Genomic DNA, 21,716 nt, shown 5'->3' with positions numbered 1-21,716 from the left:
TTTTTTCACATATAATAAGGGGAGAAAGTCCTCCTTTTGGCTTTCTCCCTTTTATTATTTTACTTTTTTCAATAGAATATCAAGTTCTTAATCTTCTACTTCTGCAAATTTTCCAAGTACTCGAACATTTTCCGATATTGATACAAAAGCATGTTCATCGTATTTTTGGATAATATCTTTGAATTCTTGATATTCATACATGGTAATCACAGTCATAAGAACGGTTTGACTGGTATGCGTATAACCACCTTCCGCATCATGTAAAATTGTAACTCCGTGTTTAAAACGATTAACTAATTTTTCTGTCAGTAATTCTGGATTTTTAGTAACAATCATTACTTGCAAACGTTTTTGTCTTGTAAAGATTGCGTCTTGCACTCGAGAATTGACGAAAATAGCGATTAAACTATAAAGCATATATTCCCAACCAAAGAGAACTCCAGCTGTGAAAATAATCACTCCATTAACAATAAATGATAATGTTCCAACACTTCTTCCGGTCTTTTTACGCATATAGAGACTAACAATATCAGTCCCACCAGAAGAAATTCCTGATTTCATTGCATTTCCAACACCAAATCCCATAATTGCTCCCCCGAAGACAGCATTAATGACTGGCTCATGAGTTAAAGGAGTCACAGGAATAAAGTGAATGAAAACAGAACTCATGACAACAGTAATTACTGTATAGACAGTAAACTGTTTCCCAATTCCTCGCCAAGCTAGAATGAAAAGTGGAGCATTTACCAAAATCAGCGAAGCCGAAATGGGTAAAATATCATGACCACTAATTCTTGTCACCAACTCTGAAACAACTTGGGCCGCACCAGTCGCACCAGAAGCATAGACATGCCCTGGCTGATAGAAAAAGTTCAACGCGAATGATGAGAAGACCGCATATACAACTGCTGCCGAAAATTTATTTGCCATTTTTTCAGCGCCAATAGATTTTAATACTTGGTAAAGTCCAATTTTATCTAAAAGGCCACCGAGAATTTTATTGATCTTTGTTTGCAAGTTTAATACTCAATTCTTCCAGCTGTTTGTCAGCTACTATAGATGGAGCCTGAGTCATTGGATCAGAGGCTTTATTGTTTTTAGGGAACGCAATTACTTCACGGATATTATCTTTACCAGCAAGTAACATTACAAAACGGTCAAGACCAAGGGCCAATCCACCATGTGGTGGGAAACCATAGTCAAGTGCTTCAAGTAAGAAGCCAAATTGTTCATTGGCATCTTCTAGTTTAAAGCCAAGAGCACTCAGCATTTCTTCTTGAAGGTCACGACTATTAATTCTCAAAGAACCTCCGCCAAGTTCATAACCATTAAGGACAATATCATAAGCATGCGCACGAACTTTTTTCAAATCAGAATCTTTCCGATGTCCGTCAGCAGATAAGAAAGCTTGAGTTTCTTTCGTTGGTAAAGTAAATGGATGGTGAGCAGACATGTAACGGTCTTCTTCATCTGACCATTCAAACATTGGCCAATCAATGACCCAAAGGAAATTGAACTTACGGAAATCAATCAAACCTTGTTGTTTGCCAATTGTTAAACGAAGGGCACCAAGAGCAGAATTCGCTACATCAAGGCTGTCAGCAACAAAAAGTACCAAGTCATTGTCAGTCAATTTTAATTCATTAACAAAGCTGTCAGTAGATTCAGCTAAGAATTTTGAAACACCACCGGCGAATTCACCTTTTTCAAATTTGACCCAGGCAAGACCTTTAGCTCCATTTTGTTTGGCTTGTTCTGTCAGTTTATCAATTGACTTACGAGAATATTTGTCAGCAGCGTTTTTGACAACAATTGCTTTAACAACTTCAGCTTCTTGGAAAACTTTGAAATCAACTGTTTTAGCAAGTGCTGACAAGTCTGTCAGTAACAATTCAAAACGTGTGTCAGGTTTGTCAGAACCGTAAAAATTCATGGCATCATCATAGTTCATTCTTGGGAATGGTAAAGTGACATCAATTCCTTTGACATCTTTCATGACTTTAGCAATCAATTCTTCAGTCAACTCTTGAATTTCTTCTTCACCCAAAAATGAAGTTTCTAAATCGACTTGTGTGAATTCTGGCTGACGGTCACCACGTAAATCTTCATCACGGAAACATTTCACAATTTGATAATAACGGTCAAGACCAGCAGTCATTAAAAGTTGTTTCATCAATTGTGGTGATTGCGGTAAAGCGTAAAATTCGCCTTTATTAACTCGAGAAGGGACAAGATAATCACGCGCTCCTTCGGGTGTTGATTTGTTCAAAAATGGCGTTTCAACATCGATAAAGCCTGCTCCATCTAAATATTCACGAATGGAACGAGTCGTCGCATGACGCATTGTAATATTTTTAAGCATCTCTGGACGACGCAAATCAAGATAGCGATATTTTAAACGTGTATCATCAAGTACTTCAACATCATCTTTGATTTCAAAAGGTGTTGTTTTAGAAGTAGACAAAATTTCAATGGCAGTCGCTTCGATTTCAATACCACCGGTTTTGATTTTGTCATTCTTACTTGCACGCTCAACCACTTTACCCGTTACTTCAAGGACAAATTCATTACGTGCTTTATCCGCGGCTTCAGCCACTTCGGTTGCTGCTGTTTCAGGATTGACCACAATTTGGACAATTCCTTCTCGGTCACGTAAATCAATGAAAATCAATCCTCCAAGGTTACGGCGTTTAGCCACCCAACCTTTAACTGTGACTGTTTGATTTAAATATTCTTCTGTAATATTTCCCGCGTAATTTGTACGTTTCATATAAATGTAAATTTCACTGTTCTCTAGTGCAAACAGGTAAAATTTAAGACCTCTTTCTTCTTATTATCGATAATTTTGTTTTTCAGGAATCACGCCACGAACGCCACCTGTCGGATTTTTTACATCTCCCTGATATCGTGGAATCAGGTGAACATGACAATGAAAAACAGTTTGTCCGGCTGCTTGACCAACATTGATGCCAATATTATAAGCATTTGCATGAAAATTTTCATCTAAGTGACTTTTAGAAAGTTCTAAAAGTGCTTCGATTGCTTCTCTTTCAGATTTAGTCAGTTCAAAATACGAGGCGACATGTCGTTTGGGGGTAATCAAAATATGACCTTCACTGACAGGATAAGCATCATAAAATGCCTGTGCCAGTTCATTTTCAAAGACCTTATCCTTCTCCTCACAAAATGGACAATCTTTCATCTCTTCACCTGAGCCTTTTCTTGACTTAGTTTATCTCGTCAGCGTAAATTTCTTCAAAAATTGGGGCAAATGATTCGTGAACCGCTTGGAGTGTTGTTTCGATTTGTTTACGTGTTTGATTATGTTTCACTTTGATTTGTCCTGTGCGAACTTCATCTTCTCCAAGTGTAATAATCAATTCTGCTCCCAATTTTTCGGCAGTTTTAAATTGTGCTCCAAGTTTACGATTTGAAAAATCACGTTCTACTTTGAAGGCTTGTTCGCGTAAACTCTCAGCCAATTTTGTTGCTTCAAGATTAGCTTTTTCACCCATTACAGCAATGTAAACATCCAAAGTTTCCTCAGGAATAAAGTTAATTTCTTGTTTTTCGGCAATCATTAGGAGTCTTTCGATACCTAAACCAAAACCGAAGGCTGGAGTGGCTGGACCATCAAAATACTCTACTAGACCGTCATAACGTCCACCACCACAAACAGTTAGTTCTTTACCATCAAAATTAACAATGAATTCAAAAATTGTATCATTATAGTAATCTAAACCACGAACCATATTTGAGTCAATGGTATATTCGATGTTCAAAGCTTCGAGTAAGGCTTTTACTTCTTCAAAATAAGCTTTTGAAGTTTCATTGAGATAGTCCAAGATAGCAGGGGCATTTTTCACAATTGCGATATCTTCTGATTCTTTACTATCCAACACTCGTAAAGGATTTTCATTTAAACGACGACGGCTATCTTCTGAAAGTTGATTTTCAAACGGAGTCAAATAATCAATCAAAGCTTGTCGATATGCCTTACGGCTTTCCATATCCCCTAATGTGTTGAGCGAAAGCTTCACCCCAGAAATGCCTAATTGACGGAAAAGCGTATCAGCCATCGCAATAATTTCTACATCGACCGCTGGATTTTTCAAGCCTAAGCATTCTACACCAAATTGGTGGAATTGACGTAAACGTCCTGATTGTGGACGTTCATAACGAAACATTGGAGCATCATACCAAAGTTTTACTGGTTTCACAACTTCTGGAGCATAGAGTTTATTTTCGATGTAAGCACGAACGGCTGATGCTGTTCCCTCTGGACGAAGGGCAATATGACGTCCACCTTTATCCTCGAAATCATACATTTCTTTAGTAACAATATCACTGGTTTCACCAGTGGCACGACTAAAGAGTTCATAGCTTTCAAACATCGGGGTACGAATCTCTTTGAAATTATAATCATTAAAAACGCCACGAGCAATTTCTTCGATATACTGCCATTTTGCAGTTTCAGCAGGTAATAAATCTGCTGTTCCTTTTGGTTTTTGAAGTTTCATTTTTTTCCTTTCGATTCACTGGGAGTGGGAGTCTTTGTAAAAAATCATTATATGTGGTACTTATCTAATAAGATACCGTTTACATAAGAAAGCACCCCAAAGCCTCTCGCTCTAGGGTGCATTATTGCACGGTACCACCTAAATTTGCTCCTAGAAAATCAGAGCCTCAAATTGATTATAACGTTATCACCGATAATCACTGTCACAAACCCTATGAGCTTTCACCACTACTCACTCTCTTTTCTATTATTGTAACGCAAAAAGTGAGGCAAAGCAAGCAAGTTTTGTATGATTTTAAAAATATTTAATCAGCCAAAGCAAGGACATGGCAATTATAGTATCTTTGGATAAAATCTCAACTAAGGGGAACTCCAAAAAAGTCAAATAAATCAATCACTTTAAGGATTTCTTTTTTCCCCTTCCTATAATCTAAAATAACAACTAATTTTTTCTATTTTTCTTTTTCGAACCCTTTAGGACACTTTACTTTTTCTAACTAAATAAAAAATCCAAGTATTTTTACTCGGATTTCATATTTTTTAAAAGAATTAGTCAGCGTTTCTAAAAACTTGCATATTTTTAGCAAAATAGTCATAACCACTATAAATGGTAAAGAAAACACAGACATAAAAGAGGATTGTTCCAATATATAAAGGATTTCCAATGAAAAGGAAGATGACGCTTAACATTTGTGTAGCTGTCTTGATTTTACCAGGCATTGCTGCCGCCATAACGACTCCACCTTGTTCGACAAGCAATAGACGTAAACCTGTGACAGCAAGTTCACGGCAAATGATAATGGCAACGGCCCACATTGGAACAACATGTAATCCAACAAGGACAACAAAGGCAACCATGTTAAGCATTTTATCAGCTAACGGGTCCGCAAATTTACCAAAGTTACTGACCACATGCCATTTGCGGGCAAGATAGCCATCAAGCCAGTCAGTAAAAGAAGCTATCGCAAAAACAATTGCTGCAACAACCCACATTACTGAGCTGTGATCTTGGGAAACAAAACCATTAAAATGAGCTCCCTGTGGTAAATAAAATAAAATCACAAAGATTGGAATCATAAAAATCCTTGCCATCGTTAATTGATTAGGTAATTTCTGTTTCATAGTTCTCCTTTTACAGCCAAAAACAAGCCATCAGTTTTTCTTTACTGAGCAGCTGAATTTGTTGTTGTTCGATTAATTTGTAGAGTAATTTTGGCCGGTCCAGTTGTTGTCAGCGAAGATAGGTCTAAGGCTTTACCATTGACTGTAAGAGTAAGTCCTTGAACACTTCCAAGTGTAATTACTGAATTTTCTGCACCTGTTGTCACTAAACCAGACAAAGTATTGGCCCCATCAGTTAAGGTTTGACCATTAGCCGCAACATTTGAATTTGTCATGCCAATCCAAATTGTCCGTCCTGCAGCAGCTGAGAAATCAACTTTTACAGGGTCAGAAATATTGCTGATGGTTGCAACCATTGCTGAACTTGAACCTGTGATAGCAATCGTTGGCTCAAGCACACTACTACTTGCTTGTGTACTACTTTCTGGTGGTTTTGTAGCACTTGTTGCAGCCTTAGAGGTACTGGCTACACTCTTTGAATAAGAATAATCATTGGTTATTAAATCAGGTGTTTCAGGTTTATTCATAATCACTGCCGCAAAAACACCTACTACAATTAATAATGCCGCTGCTGATAAAGAAATAATTGGGACATAATGACGCCAAGTTTTTGGCTCTTCTTCCTCGGGTTCAACCCGCTCACTAGGTTTCACAAAATGATAAGTCTCTAATATATCCTCCTTATCCTCTACTGTGATTCCCTTGCCTTCATCATAAGCTTGAATGATTCTATCTGCATTCAACCCTAATTTTTCTGCGTACTGTTTAAGATAAGCCTTGATGTAAAAGTCACCCGGCAAGGCTTTGTAGTCGTCTGTCTCCAGTGCGACGATATATAATTTTTGTACTTGAGTTAATTGTTCTGCTTCAGAAAGACCAAGCCCAAGCGAAGTTCGCTTTTCTTTTAAGACTTGTCCGATTGTTTTGATTGTCAACATATCCTCCCTTCATTTTTGTACTGCACATCGGTTGTTAATTATCACTGTTCTTTAATATGTTTGGAGATTTTCATCATCTCACCTTGGGTATTGCGCTGATTAAGTTTATAGAAAACTTGGAGCGGCTTTTAATTTACTGACTCGTTTTATCCGAATCAACTAAAATTTCTGTCAGTAAATTTTTCAGTTTCTGTCTTACTGACAGAATAACTTTATTTAGGTAGAATAGTAAATTCTACTTTCTTCATTTTAGAAATAAATTGGTCAGCAAATTTTTCAATTTCTGATAGGCTTAATTCTTTCAAGATTTCAGGAAAATCAAAGAAATTTATATCATCATAAATTTCAGATGAAAATTGATTGGCAATATATTCAAGCGAATTTAATGAGCTAAAATAATCACCCAGCATTTCTCTTTTGAGTAAATCGAGATGCTCTTCACTAAAATCTCTATCTATTTTATAACTTTTTATGGCTTCTTGCAAAGTTTGACCTAATTTTTTAGGATTTTCTGTGTCAGCTGTCAGCACCGCAAAGTGAAATCTCTTATCCAAATCAAAGGAAAAGCCAAAGGAATCATCGATTAAACCAGCGTTATAAAGTTCTTCATAGCGCTGACTGGTCCTGCCAAAAAGCAAATCCAGAAAAAGTTGATTGGCGAGTTTGTACTTAAATAATGTCTTTGAATCTTGTGCAAGTGCGTCTTCACCTCTTAAACCCAAAGAGAATTTTGGCATTGCAACTTCAAGTTCTAAAGTTTCCCCAGTCACGGGTTCGCTGGCTTTGATTTCTTTTCTTTTAATTTCACTTAAATCAGCAAAATCTTTTTTCGCTTGATTATTGCGTACAAAATCAGCCATCATTTCAATATCAAAGGGACCAGTCAAAAACAAATTCATGTTTTTAGGATGATAAAAAACTTCATAATTTTTATACAAGTCATCAGCCGTAATCGCATTAATCGTTGCTGGCGTTCCAGCGATATCAGCCGCTAGTGGTGAATCAGGATACATTTTTTCCAAAAGTCCTGCAAAAAGACGCCAATCACTGTCATCTTGATACATTTGAATTTCTTGTTGGATAATTCCTTGTTCTTTTTCAACATTTTCCTTAGTGAAATAAGGTTTTTGAACAAAATCAAGTAAAAGTTCGGTACATTCGTAAGAATTTTCTCGAGTAGAAAAGAGATATGAAGTACGCGAAAAACTTGTGAAAGCATTAGTTTGAGCCCCTAATGCTCCAAATTTATACATCACGTCGCCCTCTTCTTTTTCAAAAAGTTTGTGCTCTAAAAAATGTGCAATACCTTCTGGGAAAGTTTGGAAATCTTGCTCACCTAAGGGGACAAAACTTGTATCGAGGGAACCAAAATTTGTGGTAAATAAGCCATAAGTTCGGTTATAGTCTGCCTTTGGCAGATAATAAACAGTCAAACCATTGGGTAAAGTATCTATATATAATCTTTCCCCTGTTTTTTCATAAAACTTACTTTTCAAGGCTGACCTCCATATTTTCCTGATTCACAGTAAATCCTTTCATAAAATATTCTGCCTGTAGACTTAGTAATTTGGCAACTCTTATCAAATCTGCTTTTGAAACTGATTCAAGTGCGTTTAAAAATTCAGACATCGGTAAAAACTGTTCTGGAATGAGCGCTTTTACGTATTCTAATTCAATATTATTTGATGGAGAATCTTGACCTATAAAATAAGCATTTCTTAACATTGTTTTCGTTTGCTCAACTTCTAACTCTGTAAAATCCCCTCTTTTAATTGCTTCAAGTTGTTCAAATATTAAACCTCTTGCTTCTTCAAAATTTTCAGCATCAATTCCAGCTGCAATTTTTAAAAAGCCTGTGAAGGAATCAAAAGTTGATGAAATTGAATAAGCTAAACTTGCCTTTTCACGGACATTGGTAAATAATTTTGAATGAGCAAAACCACCCAAAAGTCCATTCATCACTTGAAGCGCAAGATAATTCTCATCTCCGTAAGCCACTGGCATTTGGTAAGCGAGCTGCAAAATGGATTGCGCCACCTCTTTTTCCTCGGTCAGAACTGACAATTCTGTCAGTGATTGTTGATAAAAAATTTCTTTACTGACCGCTCTGTCAGTAAAATTAAAGTCTGAAAATAAGTCAATCACTCGTTTTTCATCCACATCACCCAAGACAAAAATATCAATCGCATTCTCAGCTAACATTTTTTGATAGTACTCAAAAAGGTCTTGAGGATTTTCTTTGGCGATTAGCTCACTTGTTCCAACACTTGGCAGAGCCTGATTGACATTATCAAAAAACAAATTAGCCAATTGACGACTGGCATAATAAGCCCGATCATCATTCATGGAAGCTAGGTAATGCAATAAATTTCTTTGCTCTCTTTTGAAAATTTCAGGATTAAATTGCCCTTGACTTGCATCAGGTTGAAAAATAGCAATTTTCAAAAAATCAACTGCTGCTCCTAAGGTATCAAAATCTACTAATCGTGGATTTACAAAACTCATGTTAAGTGAAAGTAAATGTTGCTTTCCTTTTTTGGCAACCCCTGTCGTAAATGAGGCGCCAAACATCTCTGAGAGTTTACGGCTAAAATCTTTTCCTGTTTGATAGACAGCATTTGTGCTTTCAAGCATATTAGATAGGAGGACCCGTTTTCCGAGTCTATCAGCTGATAATTCTTCTCGAAAACGAACCATCAGCCTTACTGTTTTAAATTTCGTTTCTTTAATTACATGGAGCATAACTCCATCTGCCATTTTTATTTCTGTCAATTGACTATCACTTTCCTATTTTATCAAGCTTTTACTAGTTCTTAATGCAACCCTTATTATACCAAAATCTGAGGCGATTTTGTGAGATTTCCTAACAAAAATTAGGAATAAAAGTTAACTTAAAGGCATCTTATTTTATTAAGCTTATTTCTAAATTTTCAATGAAATAAACTTCAGATTTATGTTAAAATAAGACTATGAAAAAATACATTTTATTTGAAGAATACATTACACTCGGACAAGTTTTGAAAGAACTTGGTTTAATCTCAACAGGAGGACAAGCAAAAATTTTCCTTGCCGAAAATGAAGGAAATATTTTCTACAATGGTGAAGTTGAAAATCGTCGCGGAAAAAAACTCCGCGATGGAGACTTACTTGAGTTCCCAACTTTTGACTTAAAGGTTACTTTTGAACAAGCCGACGCTAAAGCGATTGCCGAACACGAGGCTGAAAAAGCTGAGGAAGCTCGTGTCAAAGCCATTGTTAAAAAAATGAATGCAGAAAACAAAAGCACGAAGCCTACTAAAAAAACACCCCCTCGTTTTCCTGGTAGAAAATAATGAAACTCAAGCAAATTGAACTTAAAAATTTTCGGAATTATGAAGATTTAAAACTCGACTTCCATCCCAATCTCAATATCTTCTTGGGTCAAAATGCTCAAGGAAAGACAAATATTCTTGAAGCTATTCACTTTTTAGCCCTTACTCGTAGTCACAGAACGAGTCATGACAAAGAGTTAATTCGTTGGTCTGGGCAAGAAATGAAAGTTTCAGGATTGGTTGAAAAGGCTCATGCAACCGTTCCTCTTGAAGTTCAATTAAGTTCCAAAGGACGAATTGCTAAGGCTAATCATCTGAAGGAAAATCGCTTGGCTGACTATATCGGACAACTAAAAATCTTGATGTTTGCGCCTGAAAATTTAGAATTGGTCAAAGGTTCGCCAGCCACTCGCAGACGATTTATGGATATTGAACTCGGACAAATTCACGCTGTTTATCTTTATGATTCCATGCGTTATAATCGTGCTTTAAAAGAGCGAAATGCTTATTTGAAATTTGACCAAGCAAAGATTGACAAAAACTTTTTGACGGTTCTTGATGAACAATTGGCTGAACACGGCAATAAAATCATGTTTGAACGTAAAACTTTCATTGAAAAGCTTGAAAGCCATGCAAAAAAAATTCATGAACAGTTAACTCATGGTTTGGAAACATTAAAAATCACTTATAATCAAAATGTAAAAACTGATTTTTCAAAAGAATTATTGAGTCGACAAGATCATGATATTTTTAGACATCAGACTACCGTCGGTCCCCATCGAGATGATTTACAATTCTTTATCAATGAGATCAATGTTGCTGATTTTGGTAGTCAGGGACAACAACGAACCGTTGCTCTTTCGATTAAATTGGCCGAAATTGATTTGATTTTTGAGGAAACGGGTGAGTATCCTATTTTACTTTTAGACGATGTCATGAGTGAACTTGACAATCATCGTCAGCTGGATTTGATTGAAACAAGTTTAGGTAAAACCCAGACTTTTATTACCACAACCACTCTTGACCATCTCAAAAATTTACCGGAAAATTTGAGTATTTTCCATGTTACTGATGGGACAATTGAGAAAGAGAAAGAGAAAGAATAAAAAATTACTGATGAAACCACTAGCATATTCGTAAAAGCTTAAGCGTCAACGACTATCCTATGATGGAAATTTTGTCAGTAATTTTTTGTATCTGTCAGTAAATTTTACTTTTCGTCAGTAAATATTTCTTTGGCAATAAAGATGGCATTTAAAACTTTAGGAAAGCCGACATAGGGAATGCAATGAATAAATGTTTCAACGATTTCTTCTTGGGTCAATCCAACATTCAGTGAAGCCTGAATATGCACGCGTAATTGATTTTCTAAACCTCCCTGACTCAACAAACTTGTGATTGTAATCATTTCACGCTGCTTAAAATCAAGCACTCCTCGGTTATAAATTGTTCCAAAGGCAAATTTGATCATCATATCATTCAAATCAGGGGCAATATCTTTGAGTGCTTCTTCAACAGGTTTTGCCGCTGCCCCGTCAATTTTTGCTAAATTTTCTAAGCCAATTTCTTTTTTGTTCATTTTATTTCCACCTTTCTATGGTAAAATCAGTATAAACCCTCAAGTTAACTTGAGAGCAAGTAAAAAGAGGTAGAAAATGAAAAAAACTTATAAAATTTCAGAAATATCTTTACTGACAGGTCTATCAGTCCCTACTTTACGCTATTATGAAGAACTTGAACTTCTAAAACCCCAACGTAATTCCAGTAATTACCGAGAATTCACAGAAGCTGATCTTGCTTGGATTGAATTTATCAAAAGAGCCAAGGCAACTGGCATGCCGCTCACAAAAATCCAAGAATACTCAAATTTAAGAGAGCAAGGCGATTCAACAATTATCCAAAGAATTTCACTTTTAGTTGAGCAAGAACGAATTTTACGCGCACAAATCACTGGCCTAGAAGCTCATTTAGATTTTATTTTACAAAAAAAGCATCATTACTATGAAAGTCTACAAAAAAACTCGGAAAATTAAATCCGAGTTTTTTTTATTTATGGTGTATTATAAATAAAATTTTTGATGTATTTTATAGCTGTTGAGTTTTGGGTTGCATGCGCATGGCTAGTTTTTGTCGGATATAAAGTTGCCGTTACTTCATTCCCATTCTTTTTGATAAGATGATAAACTGAAAAACTATCAGCCCAAGGAATCGCACTATCTGTTTGATTTTCAGTGTCAAAATCCCCTTCAAGAAACATCATCTCAGTTTTTGAAGATATTTTCTCATAATTATCTTCAATATATTGATACATTTTTGTTTTAACCCAAGGTCCATTGGCCAAAACACTTGCCAGGCTCTCACCATATTGCAATTTTGTTCCTTCATTGTACTCACCATCCAAAGAAACAAATTTATTTACTGGTGGAAAATGAGGATTATCAACAGTATCAATCATATAGTAAATAGCTCCAGTACCACCGGAAGAATAGCCTACCATATTGACCCAAGGAATATCATAGCGCTCAGTCAAATAGCTGATAGCTTTTTGTAATCCTAAAGAATAAAGTTCTCCTGATCCAGTTCCCTTGCCTGTTCCAAATTCAATTAGAGGATACTGATTGTCTTTTGATATTTCTCCTTCAACTGTTAATTCATAATTATTAGCAACATTTGATATCATTCCCAAAGATTTATCCGCAGCCATATTTTTTATAGGCAAAATCTTTTGAACTATCGTATCAGGTGGCTTCAAGCCACCTGATGATCCTGTGATATATATTGTTGGATAAATTACAGGCTTGCCTGAGGATGTCTTTTTACTAGATGCCGCCACTAAACTTGTTTTTGTATTCTTATTTTTACTATCAGTAGTTGTCCCCTTTATATGAAATATGAACATTCCTACACCAAATAAGATAATTAAGCCTGCCAAAGTAAAGAAAACTATCTTAAATTTATTTTTATTTCTTCTTAACTGTCTTTTTTTCATCCACTTCATTATATCAATTTTTTTATTAATAGTTATCACAATTTTATTTACATTTTCATGACGATTTCATACAAAAAAGCTCAAAAAATTGAGCTTTTTTTCGAATTTTAGATAATTAATTAGTAACCTTTTGGATGACTTTGATGCCATTTCCAAGCATTTGTAATGATATGTTCCAAATCATTTTTTACTTTCCATCCTAAAATTTCGCCGGCTTTTGTTGAGTCCGCTACAAGTTCATCTGGATCGCCAGGACGACGCTCACCCATTTGACTTGGAATTTCTTTTCCTGTTACTTTTCGTGCTGTTTCAAGCACTTCAAGATTTGAATAACCTTTACTTGAGCCAAGATTAAATTGGTCAGATTTTCCACCAGATTTAAGATATTCAAGTGCTTTGATATGTGCTTCAATCAAATCTTCCATATCAATATAATCACGGATACATGTTCCATCAGAAGTCTGATAATCATCACCATAAATGGTAATAAATTCTCTTTGTCCAAGTGCAGTTTGTAGGATAATTGGAATTAAATGTGTTTCATTTTTATGGGCTTCGCCAATTGACCCATCATCTTTGGCACCAGCAACATTGAAATAGCGCAGAGCAACATAAGTCATATCTGTGGCTTGCGATTGCCATTTCATCATTTTTTCCATGATTAATTTACTTTCGCCGTAAGGATTAATTGGTTTTTGTGGTGTTTTTTCAGAAATTGGACTTTCCTCAGGAATACCAAAAGTAGCTGCGGTACTTGAGAAAACAATATGCTTAACACCAAATTCTTCCATTGTTTCTAGAATCACCTGAGCTCCGCCGACATTGTTATTGAAATACATCAATGGTTTTTGCATTGACTCACCCACTAATGAATAAGCGCAAAAATGCATAATTCCTTCAATATTTTCTTTTTCAAAAACACTAGCTAAGAAAGCATGGTCCCGCACATCTCCTTCATAAAAACGTACTTTTTCTGACACAGCCTCGCGATGACCTGTTACTAAATTATCAACAACCGCCACATCGTAACCACGATTAACAAGCATATCTACCGCATGACTTCCTACATATCCTGCACCACCAAGTACTAAAACTGTCATAAGATCCTCCATTTTCTATTTATTATATCAGATTTTTTTAAGTTTGTATCAACTTCTCATCATTCTTATTTCATAATCAAAGAATTTCTCCACTAAATAATGCTTCATAATATCTCTTATTGATTCACAAAATCAATAAATTTACGAAAACCTTCATGTCCTTCTTGAGTATCCTTAAATACACCTGCGTCTTTTAGGACTTCTTCAAACACTTCTCCTACTGCCTCTTGAACAGTGGCATGAACCGTTTCTCTAGTAAAATGTTCCTCATTTTTAAGCTGTTCAGCCCAAGCTTTATGAATTTCGTCCATTTGGTTGTCCTGATTAAGAAGATACTTTTCAACCTCCAAAAGTTCCGTTTCCAAACGAGCAGGCAAAATTGCAAGTCCCATCACTTCAATCAAACCAATATTTTCTTTTTTAATATGGTGTAGGGCTGGATGTGGATGAAAAATACCATCTGGATATTTTTCATTAGTATTATTATCGCGTAAGACCAAATCTAATTCATATTTCCCCTCTCGAATTCGAGCAATCGGCGTAATGGTATGATGAGGTGTTCCATCTGTACTTTTTGCTTTAATCTGAAGACTTTCATCACTATAAACTTGCCATTTTTTTAAAAAGTCATCCGCAGCTTTTGAAAGTTCTACTTGATTTTCACTTGCTAATCTTAGAACTGACATTGGCCAATTGACTATTCCACAAGAAACTTCTGGAAAATGAGCGAGTTCAATAGTTTCACGAAGTTCAGCCTTTGCCATTGGAAAATCATGACGACCTGCTTGATAATGATCATGTGTCAAAATTGAACCACCCACAATTGGTAAATCTGCATTTGAACCAATCATATAGTTAGGAAATTTATCCAAGAATCCTAGAAGATTATCAAAAGCTCGTTTATTAATCTCCATTGGTTGATGTTTAGCATTTAATAAAATAGAGTGTTCATTAAAATAGGCGTATGGAGAATATTGAAAGCCCCAGTCCTCGCCGTTAATTGAAACTTGAATAATTCGATGATTGGAACGAGCAGGCTTATTTCCTAGGCCATAAAACCCTTCATTTTCCAAGCAAAGTTGACAAGCCGGATAAGAGGAAGCCTTTACTAATTTGGCTGCTGCAATCGCTTTGGGGTCTTTTTCTGGTTTTGAGAGATTAATTGTTATTTCAAGTTTTCCATATTTTGTCAAATGACTAAAAGCTATATTGCGTGCAATATCCCGAGTTTTTACTTGATTCACTTGCTGCGCCAATTCATAAAAATATTGAGTTGCAGCATCTGGAGAAGCCTGATATTTTTCCCAGAAATCATGATTAATTTTACTTGGACGTGGTGTCATAAAATTCATCAGAGCGGCTTCATAAAACTCATCTTGTCCTTTCGCAATCACATTATTTTCATTTGCAATCGCCAGAAGTTGGTCCATCAAAATTAATGAATTAGTTTCATGAGCCTCTTTATCAACTTCTGCCCAATCATTTAGACCAAGAAAATGAAGAAGTTGATTTCTATGATAGAGCTCATCAAGTGGCTCAATCGTTCCATTTTGTAAAGCAAGACTAATGAAATCTTGAATTGATTGATAAATTGACATAAAATACTTTCTAATTTACTTCTGTAAGTAAAGTTCTTGCTTTTCTTTATTAATGAGTTTTGGGAATGAATACAAAATTCAAGCACTTAATTTTGAGTGCTTGAATTTGCTATCACTAATTTAATGTTAACTCACTTAAATCACTCATTAAAGTTTTAAATATTATTTGGTGTTATTCAACATCTAGCTTTGTTGAGCCAGAACCAATTTGAGCAACATAGAAGCTTGCTGGATAACCGACAACTTCTTCGTAAACTTCACCGACAGCTTTTTCAAAGGCTGAAACATTGTCATGAGCAACAAGAGCGATTGCACAACCACCAAATCCAGCTCCAGTCATTCGAGCCCCTAATACGCCGGCTTGTTTTTGAGCAGTTTCTGCTAAGGTATCAAGTTCAAGTCCAGTGACTTCGTAATCATTTTTCAAAGAAGCGTGTGAAGCATTAAGAAGTTCTCCAAATTTTGTTAGATTTCCAGCAACAAATGCCTTTTGGGCAATTTTCGTCCGATTATTTTCATAAACGGCATGACGTGCACGTTTAATTAATGTTTCATCACCTATCAAATCGGTATTGGCATCAAATTCTTCATTTGATAGTTCTCCAAGTGATTGAATGTCCAATTTAGTTTGCATTCTTTTGAGTGCTTCACGTGTTTCGGCAAAACGTTCGTTGTATTTTGATTCAGTCAATGCCCGCGGTTTGTTAGTGTTCATGATGACAATGTCATAATCACGAAGTTCAACAGGAACCATTTCATATTTTAAAGTGTTGCAATCCAACAAGATTGCCTTTTTGACTTCACCAAAACCAATGGCGAATTGGTCCAAAATTCCAGAGTTGACACCAATATAATCATTTTCTGTTTTTTGTCCCAATTGAACCAGTTCAAGACGAGGAACACTTAGCTTAAATAAATCATCCAAAACAACGCCCACTAAAAGCTCAAGTGAAGCTGATGACGAAAGGCCTGATGCTGTAGGAATTTCTCCTTTTATCAACAATTCAAAACCTTTGTCAATTTCATATCCTGCTCCTTTGAGCATGACAATCATTCCTTTGACATAGTTAGACCAAAGTTCACCATCCTTATTTTCAACATCATCTAAGTCAAATTCGATGACGCCCAATTTAGGAAAGTTTTCTGAATAAAGTTTGACTTTATTATCTTCTCGCAAACGAGCAAGTCCTGTCGTTCCGATTGTAATTGATGCTGGGAAAACATATCCCCCATTGTAATCAGTATGTTCACCAATCAAATTAATTCGTCCTGGGCTAAAGAAGTATTCAACTTCTTTTGTATCTCCAAAAACTTCTGCAAATTTTTCTGTTAACGCTGATAATACAGTACTATTTTCGACAACTATTGACATTTCTTCTCTCCTCTAAATTCATTTCCTTAATTTGTATGTAAACTATAAATGGTGGTGGCTTGATATTCATCTCCCGCCTTTAAACTAATGTCTCCAAGTTCTGGAATCTGTTGTGACCCGGGTGAAACTTGACATTCAAAGGTAATACCACCATGATGAACTTGATTTTTCCCGTGATAAACGGTCCCCAAATCTCCAAAGTTTGCTGTAAAAATTACAATACTTGGTTGGTCAGTATAAACGGAAACTGACAAGTCATCTAAAGATAAACGCGCTTGTTCTTTCTCAAGGCTTTGTTCATCTAATAAGAAGGGGTGGTCAATTCCACCAACCAGTTGAACTTGTTCCATGCTAGACTCTAAGGCTTTTGATATTTGTTTTTCCTGACGGAAGTCTAAGTCAGTATTTTTTATATCAACGATATCGCCACGGACAATTTCTGTTTGATCTTTTAAAGGTACAAATCTTGAAGCAGCAAGCTTGAGTTGATGATTTTCAACAGCTTCACTTGCATCACCGTTCAAATTGAAATAGACATGTCCAGTTGGATTAAATACTGTATCTTTGTCAGAAACAGCCTCATAATTAATTTTCCAATTGTTCTCATCATCAAAAGAATGAGTCACTGACATTTCTATTTTACCAGGATAGCCATTTGTTCCATCATTAGAAACTAAGGAAAATTTGACTTGAACTTCAGCTCCTAAATCAGTAATTTCATATGTCCAAAGTTTTGTATGAATGCTTTCTTCGCCACCATGTAAGGTTTGAGGGCCTTCATTTTGATTTAGGATATAATCTTTTCCAGAAATTTTGACCAAACCATCCTTGATTCTTCCTGCTGTAGGCCCAACTGTTGCACCAGGGTAGGCATCTTTTTCTAAATATTCTTTAGCTGAATCAAAGCCTAGAATCAGATGCTTCCCGTCTTTTTGCCAGTCAACAATCCGAGCGCCCAGATTTGTAAAAGAAATTGTGACACCTGCTTTATTGGTTAAACTAATTAAGTCACTTCCTAAGCCAAAATCTCTTCTTGTAATTTCCATGATATTTCCTAACTAAAATTGACCTTTAATCAAATTTTTTAAATTTTACTGACAGATTTACTGATGACATTTTAAGCAGATTTCATCTTTTTGTTCTCTATCTTATAAATCTGTCAGTAAATTATTTTCCTATTTCAAACGTTCTTCGAGTTCTGCAACAATCTCTTCGTGACGTTTTTCAGTCAATTTAACTTTGAATAAATAGACTGCTAAAGCGATAATCATCAAAATGGCTGGAACTACAAATGAGTAAAGTTTAAATGTTGCCACACCGTAAGTATGACCAGCGATATATTTTGAACCTGTCATTCCTGCTGAAATTGCAACAAATCCATAGATACCATTTGAGAAAGCACCGGCAATTTTATCAAGCAATGGACGCATGGCAAGCGTTACGGCTTCATTACGTACTCCATTTTTCCATTGACCATATTCTACCGAGTCAGTAATTGTCATTAATACTGACAAGAAAACAAGTTGATAGGGCGCAGTTAAGAAGATTAATCCGGCAACAGTCATTGCTACTGAACTTCCTAAAACAAATAAGAGGTAACCAAGAAGCATTGAAATGATTGCTCCAGTCAAAACTTTACGTCGTCCAAATTTTTTAGCCAAGGTTGGGAACATTGGCACTAAAATGATTGAACCGATAAATCCGACAATCCCTGTGATTGAATAAAGACTAGCATTTCCAATAACAAAAGTAAAGTTCAAAATCAAAGTTGCTGTTGTTGCTACATAAGCAATGGCAAATAAAATATATGAGAGTGACAACCACATCAATTGGTCATTTTTGAGAAGGGCTTTGAAAACATCTAAGGTATTTGTTTTTGTTCCTTCTTGACGAATCACTGATTTTTGTTCTTTAGTCCCCCATGCAGTCACTAGAGCAGAAATCCCTTGAACCAAAGCGGCAATGACACCGAAAGCGAAGAAACCTCTTGCACCTTGTGCATGTCCACCTTTAGTGAAGAAAATTGTAATTGGTATTGCTAAAATTGTTGCTCCTTGTGCCCCAATTGCTGAACCAAAACGAGCGAATGTTCCAAGTGTTTCCCGTTCAGAATTTTTTTCTGATAGCGCTGGAATCATTGACCAAAAGGCAATGTCTTTGAATGAATAAAAGGCGTCAAGAATAATAAAGGCAATGATGAAGACGATGGCAAACAATGTCCGATTTCCACTTTTGGCTAATCCGAAGAAGTCTGAAAACATGAGCATAATCATCAGAGATGACATAATCCCACCAACGACCAACCAAGGTTTAAATTTGCCCCATCTTGTATGTGTATTATCAATAATTGAACCAATAATTGGGTCAAAAATAATTTCAACCAAACGAATAATAACAACCAAGCCTGTCACTAAAGCAATCATTGCATCCTCATGAGGTGAACCGGCAAACATTTGTGCCGTTACAAAGGCAATGAAGAATGTACTAATTGAATAGTAGTAAACATCATGTCCTAGTGCACCAAAAGCGTACGATAAACGTTGTTTCATTTTTCCCTCTTTCATGGGAATCCTCCTTTATACTAGATCTACTCATTTTTGAGTAAAACTGCAGAGATACTGCCTTGTTTTTGAGTAAGAAGTGATTTACATCACTCATTTCTATCACCCATTTAGTAGTCTGGTATGAAGAAATACTGTGATTGTAAAACTTTATTTTTGATAATTTTCAAAAGCGAAACAGTAGTAGATTTCATTTTGAAATCGCTCACATTTAGAGTATAACACTTTGGTTTAAGAAAGGGTTTCCAATTCCGACTTATCTTTTGGAAACCCTTTCTATTTTTATTTAGTGAAAGAAAAACTCTGACATTATCTAATATCAGAGCGACCTTGTTTTAAAGTATAAATAGAATAGGCATCAATTAATACCCGCGATAAAATTGATAATGAGAGTCGACTGTGAACATCTAAATCAAAATAATTGACTTCAAGACTGCTTTTATAACCTATCAAACTAATATCAGAAAGATTGGTCAGATTAGTATTGGCATTGACAGTCAAGGATAAGATTTTGGGATTCTGAGCTTTGGAAATTCTTAAAGCATTTAAAATTTCCACCGTTTCTCCCGAAAGAGATAAAACAATAATCAAACTTTTTTCATTAACAAATTGAGCATAGTAAGCCATGTATTTTGAATCATCGTGTAAGCTGACTCTTTTACGAAAAAGTTGTAATTTTTTCATTAGTTCGTCAGCAACATTCGTAGACAAACCTCGAGAAAATATTAATATTTCTTCTGATTCTTGAATTAATTCAACAGCTTTTTCAATTTCTTCAGCCGAGATATTTTCAATGGTTTTTAAAAGTTCTTCTTGATTTTTAGCAATCGCTCCTAAAACTTCTTTTGAAAATCCATTAATTTCAGGGAGTTTTTTCTCACGAATTGAATATCTAAACTCCCCATAACCTTCAAAGCCTTTTTTTCTGACGGTTCGATTTACAGTTGATAAAGAAACATGAGCCAGTTCCGCCAACTCTGATATCGATAATTGAGGGATTTTTTCATAATTTTCCTGAATAATTTGCCAAGTATAGGATTCTGCATTGGTTAAATTGGACATGTTTTTTTACTCCATTGATTTCTTTTTTGTTATCAAAAAATGTTATCTATTATAAAATTATAACATTTGGCGCTTACATTTGCTATAATAGCTATGAAATCGCTTCATAATTAAAAGTTCTTAAGGAGAAAATAATGACTTATATTCCTAACCCCTCTCGTTATGACCAAATGATTTATCGGCCAGCTGGAAATTCTGGCTTACTACTACCAGCCCTTTCACTTGGTTTATGGCATAATTTTGGCTCAGTTGATGATTTTGAAAACGCGCGTGCTATGATTCATACTGCTTTTGATTTGGGGATTACGCATTTTGATTTAGCAAATAACTATGGTCCAGAACCCGGTTCGGCAGAGCGTAATTTCGGGCGAATTTTGAAAGAGGACTTTCAAGGATTACGTGATGAGTTAATTATCTCAACTAAGGCAGGTTATGTGATGTGGCCTGGTCCTTATGGAAATTGGGGGAGTCGAAAAAGTTTACTTGCAAGTCTTGACCAATCGCTTGAACGTTTAGGACTTGACTACGTTGATATTTTTTATTCACATCGTCCTGACCCAAATACACCCATTGAAGAAACCATGGGCGCTTTGAAAACTGCTCTGGATAGTGGAAAAGCACTTTATGTGGGTTTGTCTAATTATTCTGCCAAAGAAACCGAAGCTGCGGTCTTAGCGGCTGAAAAGTTAGGCTTTAAACTCTTGATTCATCAGCCTCGTTATTCAATGTTAGATCGATGGATTGAAGATGATTTACAAGAAACTTTGACAGAGGCGGGGATAGGAACAATTGCCTTTAAGCCTTTGTATCAAGGACTCTTAACAGGAAAATATTTGCATGGAATTCCTGAAAATTCGCGAATGCGTGATACTCATTATGCGACTTTGCATGATGACAGTCTTACCACAGAAAGATTGGAACAACTTCAAGCCCTTAATGATTTAGCTCAAAGTCGTGGACAATCTCTAGCTCAAATGGCCTTAGCTTGGGTTTTACGGGAAAGAGCTGGCAAAATTCAAGCTGTTACATCAGCTTTGATTGGAGCAAGTCGTCCGCAACAAATCATTGAAAATGTTGCAGCTTTAGAACGTCTGGAATTTACTGACGAAGAATTAATTAAGATTGAAAATCTCTTATAAAAACT

At 35.8% G+C, this 21,716-nt stretch carries 20 protein-coding genes; 4 read left to right on the top strand and 16 right to left on the bottom strand.

All coding sequences use genetic code 11. From position 1 onward, the window contains the following. Positions 1-87 precede the first annotated feature (87 nt). The 8 genes from RSC39_RS08620 to RSC39_RS08585 form a co-directional block, all read right to left on the bottom strand. Complete coding sequence (locus RSC39_RS08620; protein WP_011677016.1) at positions 88-1,017, bottom strand: YitT family protein; 930 nt, start codon at positions 1,015-1,017, stop codon at positions 88-90. After that, the gene (gene aspS, locus RSC39_RS08615; protein ID WP_332536513.1) at positions 998-2,770 is read right to left on the bottom strand and encodes an aspartate--tRNA ligase; all 1,773 of its coding nucleotides are present in this window, start codon (positions 2,768-2,770) and stop codon (positions 998-1,000) included. The genes RSC39_RS08620 and aspS overlap by 20 nt, the downstream gene beginning before the upstream one ends. A gap of 63 nt (positions 2,771-2,833) precedes the next feature. Further along, positions 2,834-3,202 carry an HIT family protein gene (locus RSC39_RS08610; protein ID WP_332536511.1) on the bottom strand — a complete coding sequence of 123 codons (369 nt, stop codon included), beginning with the start codon at positions 3,200-3,202 and terminating at the stop codon, positions 2,834-2,836. A gap of 25 nt (positions 3,203-3,227) precedes the next feature. After that, positions 3,228-4,520: a histidine--tRNA ligase gene (gene hisS, locus RSC39_RS08605; RefSeq protein WP_332536509.1), complete on the bottom strand. Its 1,293-nt coding sequence runs from the start codon at positions 4,518-4,520 to the stop codon at positions 3,228-3,230. A 548-nt stretch (positions 4,521-5,068) separates the two neighbouring features. Next, positions 5,069-5,641, bottom strand: coding sequence for a CDP-diacylglycerol--glycerol-3-phosphate 3-phosphatidyltransferase (gene pgsA / locus RSC39_RS08600; protein ID WP_011835915.1), 573 nt, complete (start codon positions 5,639-5,641; stop codon positions 5,069-5,071). A 41-nt stretch (positions 5,642-5,682) separates the two neighbouring features. Continuing rightward, the gene (locus RSC39_RS08595; RefSeq protein ID WP_011677025.1) at positions 5,683-6,579 is read right to left on the bottom strand and encodes a RodZ family helix-turn-helix domain-containing protein; all 897 of its coding nucleotides are present in this window, start codon (positions 6,577-6,579) and stop codon (positions 5,683-5,685) included. Between the two features lie 212 nt (positions 6,580-6,791). Next, positions 6,792-8,075 carry a pitrilysin family protein gene (locus RSC39_RS08590; protein ID WP_332536506.1) on the bottom strand — a complete coding sequence of 428 codons (1,284 nt, stop codon included), beginning with the start codon at positions 8,073-8,075 and terminating at the stop codon, positions 6,792-6,794. After that, the gene (locus RSC39_RS08585) at positions 8,065-9,351 is read right to left on the bottom strand and encodes a pitrilysin family protein (RefSeq protein ID WP_196756654.1); all 1,287 of its coding nucleotides are present in this window, start codon (positions 9,349-9,351) and stop codon (positions 8,065-8,067) included. The genes RSC39_RS08590 and RSC39_RS08585 overlap by 11 nt, the downstream gene beginning before the upstream one ends. Before the next feature lie 197 nt (positions 9,352-9,548). Here RSC39_RS08585 and yaaA point away from each other — a divergent pair, with 197 nt between their 5' ends. After that, complete coding sequence (yaaA, locus tag RSC39_RS08580) at positions 9,549-9,911, top strand: S4 domain-containing protein YaaA (protein ID WP_046124308.1); 363 nt, start codon at positions 9,549-9,551, stop codon at positions 9,909-9,911. Further along, positions 9,911-10,996, top strand: coding sequence for a DNA replication/repair protein RecF (gene recF / locus RSC39_RS08575; RefSeq protein ID WP_332536501.1), 1,086 nt, complete (start codon positions 9,911-9,913; stop codon positions 10,994-10,996). The genes yaaA and recF overlap by 1 nt, the downstream gene beginning before the upstream one ends. Before the next feature lie 104 nt (positions 10,997-11,100). Here recF and RSC39_RS08570 read toward each other — a convergent pair whose 3' ends face one another. Then, the gene (locus tag RSC39_RS08570; RefSeq protein WP_011835921.1) at positions 11,101-11,469 is read right to left on the bottom strand and encodes a carboxymuconolactone decarboxylase family protein; all 369 of its coding nucleotides are present in this window, start codon (positions 11,467-11,469) and stop codon (positions 11,101-11,103) included. 76 nt (positions 11,470-11,545) lie between these two features. On the opposite strand from RSC39_RS08570, the gene RSC39_RS08565 reads away from it, so the two are divergent. Continuing rightward, the gene (locus RSC39_RS08565) at positions 11,546-11,923 is read left to right on the top strand and encodes a MerR family transcriptional regulator (protein ID WP_332536498.1); all 378 of its coding nucleotides are present in this window, start codon (positions 11,546-11,548) and stop codon (positions 11,921-11,923) included. Between the two features lie 17 nt (positions 11,924-11,940). Here RSC39_RS08565 and RSC39_RS08560 read toward each other — a convergent pair whose 3' ends face one another. The 7 genes from RSC39_RS08560 to RSC39_RS08530 all read right to left on the bottom strand — a co-directional run bounded on the left by RSC39_RS08560 (position 11,941) and on the right by RSC39_RS08530 (position 20,572). Next, positions 11,941-12,879 carry an alpha/beta hydrolase gene (locus RSC39_RS08560; protein ID WP_332536496.1) on the bottom strand — a complete coding sequence of 313 codons (939 nt, stop codon included), beginning with the start codon at positions 12,877-12,879 and terminating at the stop codon, positions 11,941-11,943. Between the two features lie 119 nt (positions 12,880-12,998). Then, entirely contained in the window at positions 12,999-13,979 is a 981-nt protein-coding gene (galE, locus tag RSC39_RS08555) for a UDP-glucose 4-epimerase GalE (RefSeq protein WP_332536494.1), read from the bottom strand. Between the two features lie 116 nt (positions 13,980-14,095). After that, positions 14,096-15,577, bottom strand: a complete 1,482-nt coding sequence (locus tag RSC39_RS08550) for a UDP-glucose--hexose-1-phosphate uridylyltransferase (RefSeq protein ID WP_332536492.1) — start codon at positions 15,575-15,577, stop codon at positions 14,096-14,098. Positions 15,578-15,749: 172 nt separating this feature from the next. Continuing rightward, complete coding sequence (locus tag RSC39_RS08545) at positions 15,750-16,949, bottom strand: galactokinase (protein WP_063281192.1); 1,200 nt, start codon at positions 16,947-16,949, stop codon at positions 15,750-15,752. Positions 16,950-16,975: 26 nt separating this feature from the next. Then, positions 16,976-17,995 carry a galactose-1-epimerase gene (gene galM, locus RSC39_RS08540; protein ID WP_332536489.1) on the bottom strand — a complete coding sequence of 340 codons (1,020 nt, stop codon included), beginning with the start codon at positions 17,993-17,995 and terminating at the stop codon, positions 16,976-16,978. Between the two features lie 129 nt (positions 17,996-18,124). After that, positions 18,125-19,513, bottom strand: coding sequence for a glycoside-pentoside-hexuronide (GPH):cation symporter (locus RSC39_RS08535; RefSeq protein WP_332536487.1), 1,389 nt, complete (start codon positions 19,511-19,513; stop codon positions 18,125-18,127). Between the two features lie 306 nt (positions 19,514-19,819). After that, positions 19,820-20,572, bottom strand: a complete 753-nt coding sequence (locus RSC39_RS08530; protein WP_043736288.1) for a MurR/RpiR family transcriptional regulator — start codon at positions 20,570-20,572, stop codon at positions 19,820-19,822. A gap of 134 nt (positions 20,573-20,706) precedes the next feature. Here RSC39_RS08530 and mgrA point away from each other — a divergent pair, with 134 nt between their 5' ends. Then, a complete protein-coding gene (mgrA, locus tag RSC39_RS08525) occupies positions 20,707-21,711 on the top strand; it encodes an L-glyceraldehyde 3-phosphate reductase (RefSeq protein ID WP_332536483.1) in 1,005 nt (334 codons plus the stop codon). Positions 21,712-21,716: the final 5 nt, after the last annotated feature.

Source organism: Lactococcus sp., assembly GCF_036648155.1.
Classification (GTDB): domain Bacteria; phylum Bacillota; class Bacilli; order Lactobacillales; family Streptococcaceae; genus Lactococcus; species Lactococcus cremoris.
This window is presented reverse-complemented; position numbering and strand designations above follow the sequence as displayed.

Excerpts from the sequence above, each read along its gene's own strand:
- RSC39_RS08565 (WP_332536498.1), top strand. The coding sequence starts at position 11,546 with ATGAAAAAAACTTATAAAATTTCAGAAATATCTTTACTGACAGGTCTA.
- hisS (WP_332536509.1), bottom strand. The coding sequence starts at position 4,520 with ATGAAACTTCAAAAACCAAAAGGAACAGCAGATTTATTACCTGCTGAA.
- RSC39_RS08535 (WP_332536487.1), bottom strand. The coding sequence starts at position 19,513 with ATGAAAGAGGGAAAAATGAAACAACGTTTATCGTACGCTTTTGGTGCA.
- mgrA (WP_332536483.1), top strand. The coding sequence starts at position 20,707 with ATGACTTATATTCCTAACCCCTCTCGTTATGACCAAATGATTTATCGG.
- aspS (WP_332536513.1), bottom strand. The coding sequence starts at position 2,770 with ATGAAACGTACAAATTACGCGGGAAATATTACAGAAGAATATTTAAAT.
- RSC39_RS08570 (WP_011835921.1), bottom strand. The coding sequence starts at position 11,469 with ATGAACAAAAAAGAAATTGGCTTAGAAAATTTAGCAAAAATTGACGGG.
- RSC39_RS08530 (WP_043736288.1), bottom strand. The coding sequence starts at position 20,572 with ATGTCCAATTTAACCAATGCAGAATCCTATACTTGGCAAATTATTCAG.
- galM (WP_332536489.1), bottom strand. The coding sequence starts at position 17,995 with ATGGAAATTACAAGAAGAGATTTTGGCTTAGGAAGTGACTTAATTAGT.
- RSC39_RS08560 (WP_332536496.1), bottom strand. The coding sequence starts at position 12,879 with ATGAAAAAAAGACAGTTAAGAAGAAATAAAAATAAATTTAAGATAGTT.
- RSC39_RS08610 (WP_332536511.1), bottom strand. The coding sequence starts at position 3,202 with ATGAAAGATTGTCCATTTTGTGAGGAGAAGGATAAGGTCTTTGAAAAT.
- RSC39_RS08550 (WP_332536492.1), bottom strand. The coding sequence starts at position 15,577 with ATGTCAATTTATCAATCAATTCAAGATTTCATTAGTCTTGCTTTACAA.
- recF (WP_332536501.1), top strand. The coding sequence starts at position 9,911 with ATGAAACTCAAGCAAATTGAACTTAAAAATTTTCGGAATTATGAAGAT.
- RSC39_RS08545 (WP_063281192.1), bottom strand. The coding sequence starts at position 16,949 with ATGTCAATAGTTGTCGAAAATAGTACTGTATTATCAGCGTTAACAGAA.
- yaaA (WP_046124308.1), top strand. The coding sequence starts at position 9,549 with ATGAAAAAATACATTTTATTTGAAGAATACATTACACTCGGACAAGTT.
- pgsA (WP_011835915.1), bottom strand. The coding sequence starts at position 5,641 with ATGAAACAGAAATTACCTAATCAATTAACGATGGCAAGGATTTTTATG.
- galE (WP_332536494.1), bottom strand. The coding sequence starts at position 13,979 with ATGACAGTTTTAGTACTTGGTGGTGCAGGATATGTAGGAAGTCATGCG.
- RSC39_RS08595 (WP_011677025.1), bottom strand. The coding sequence starts at position 6,579 with ATGTTGACAATCAAAACAATCGGACAAGTCTTAAAAGAAAAGCGAACT.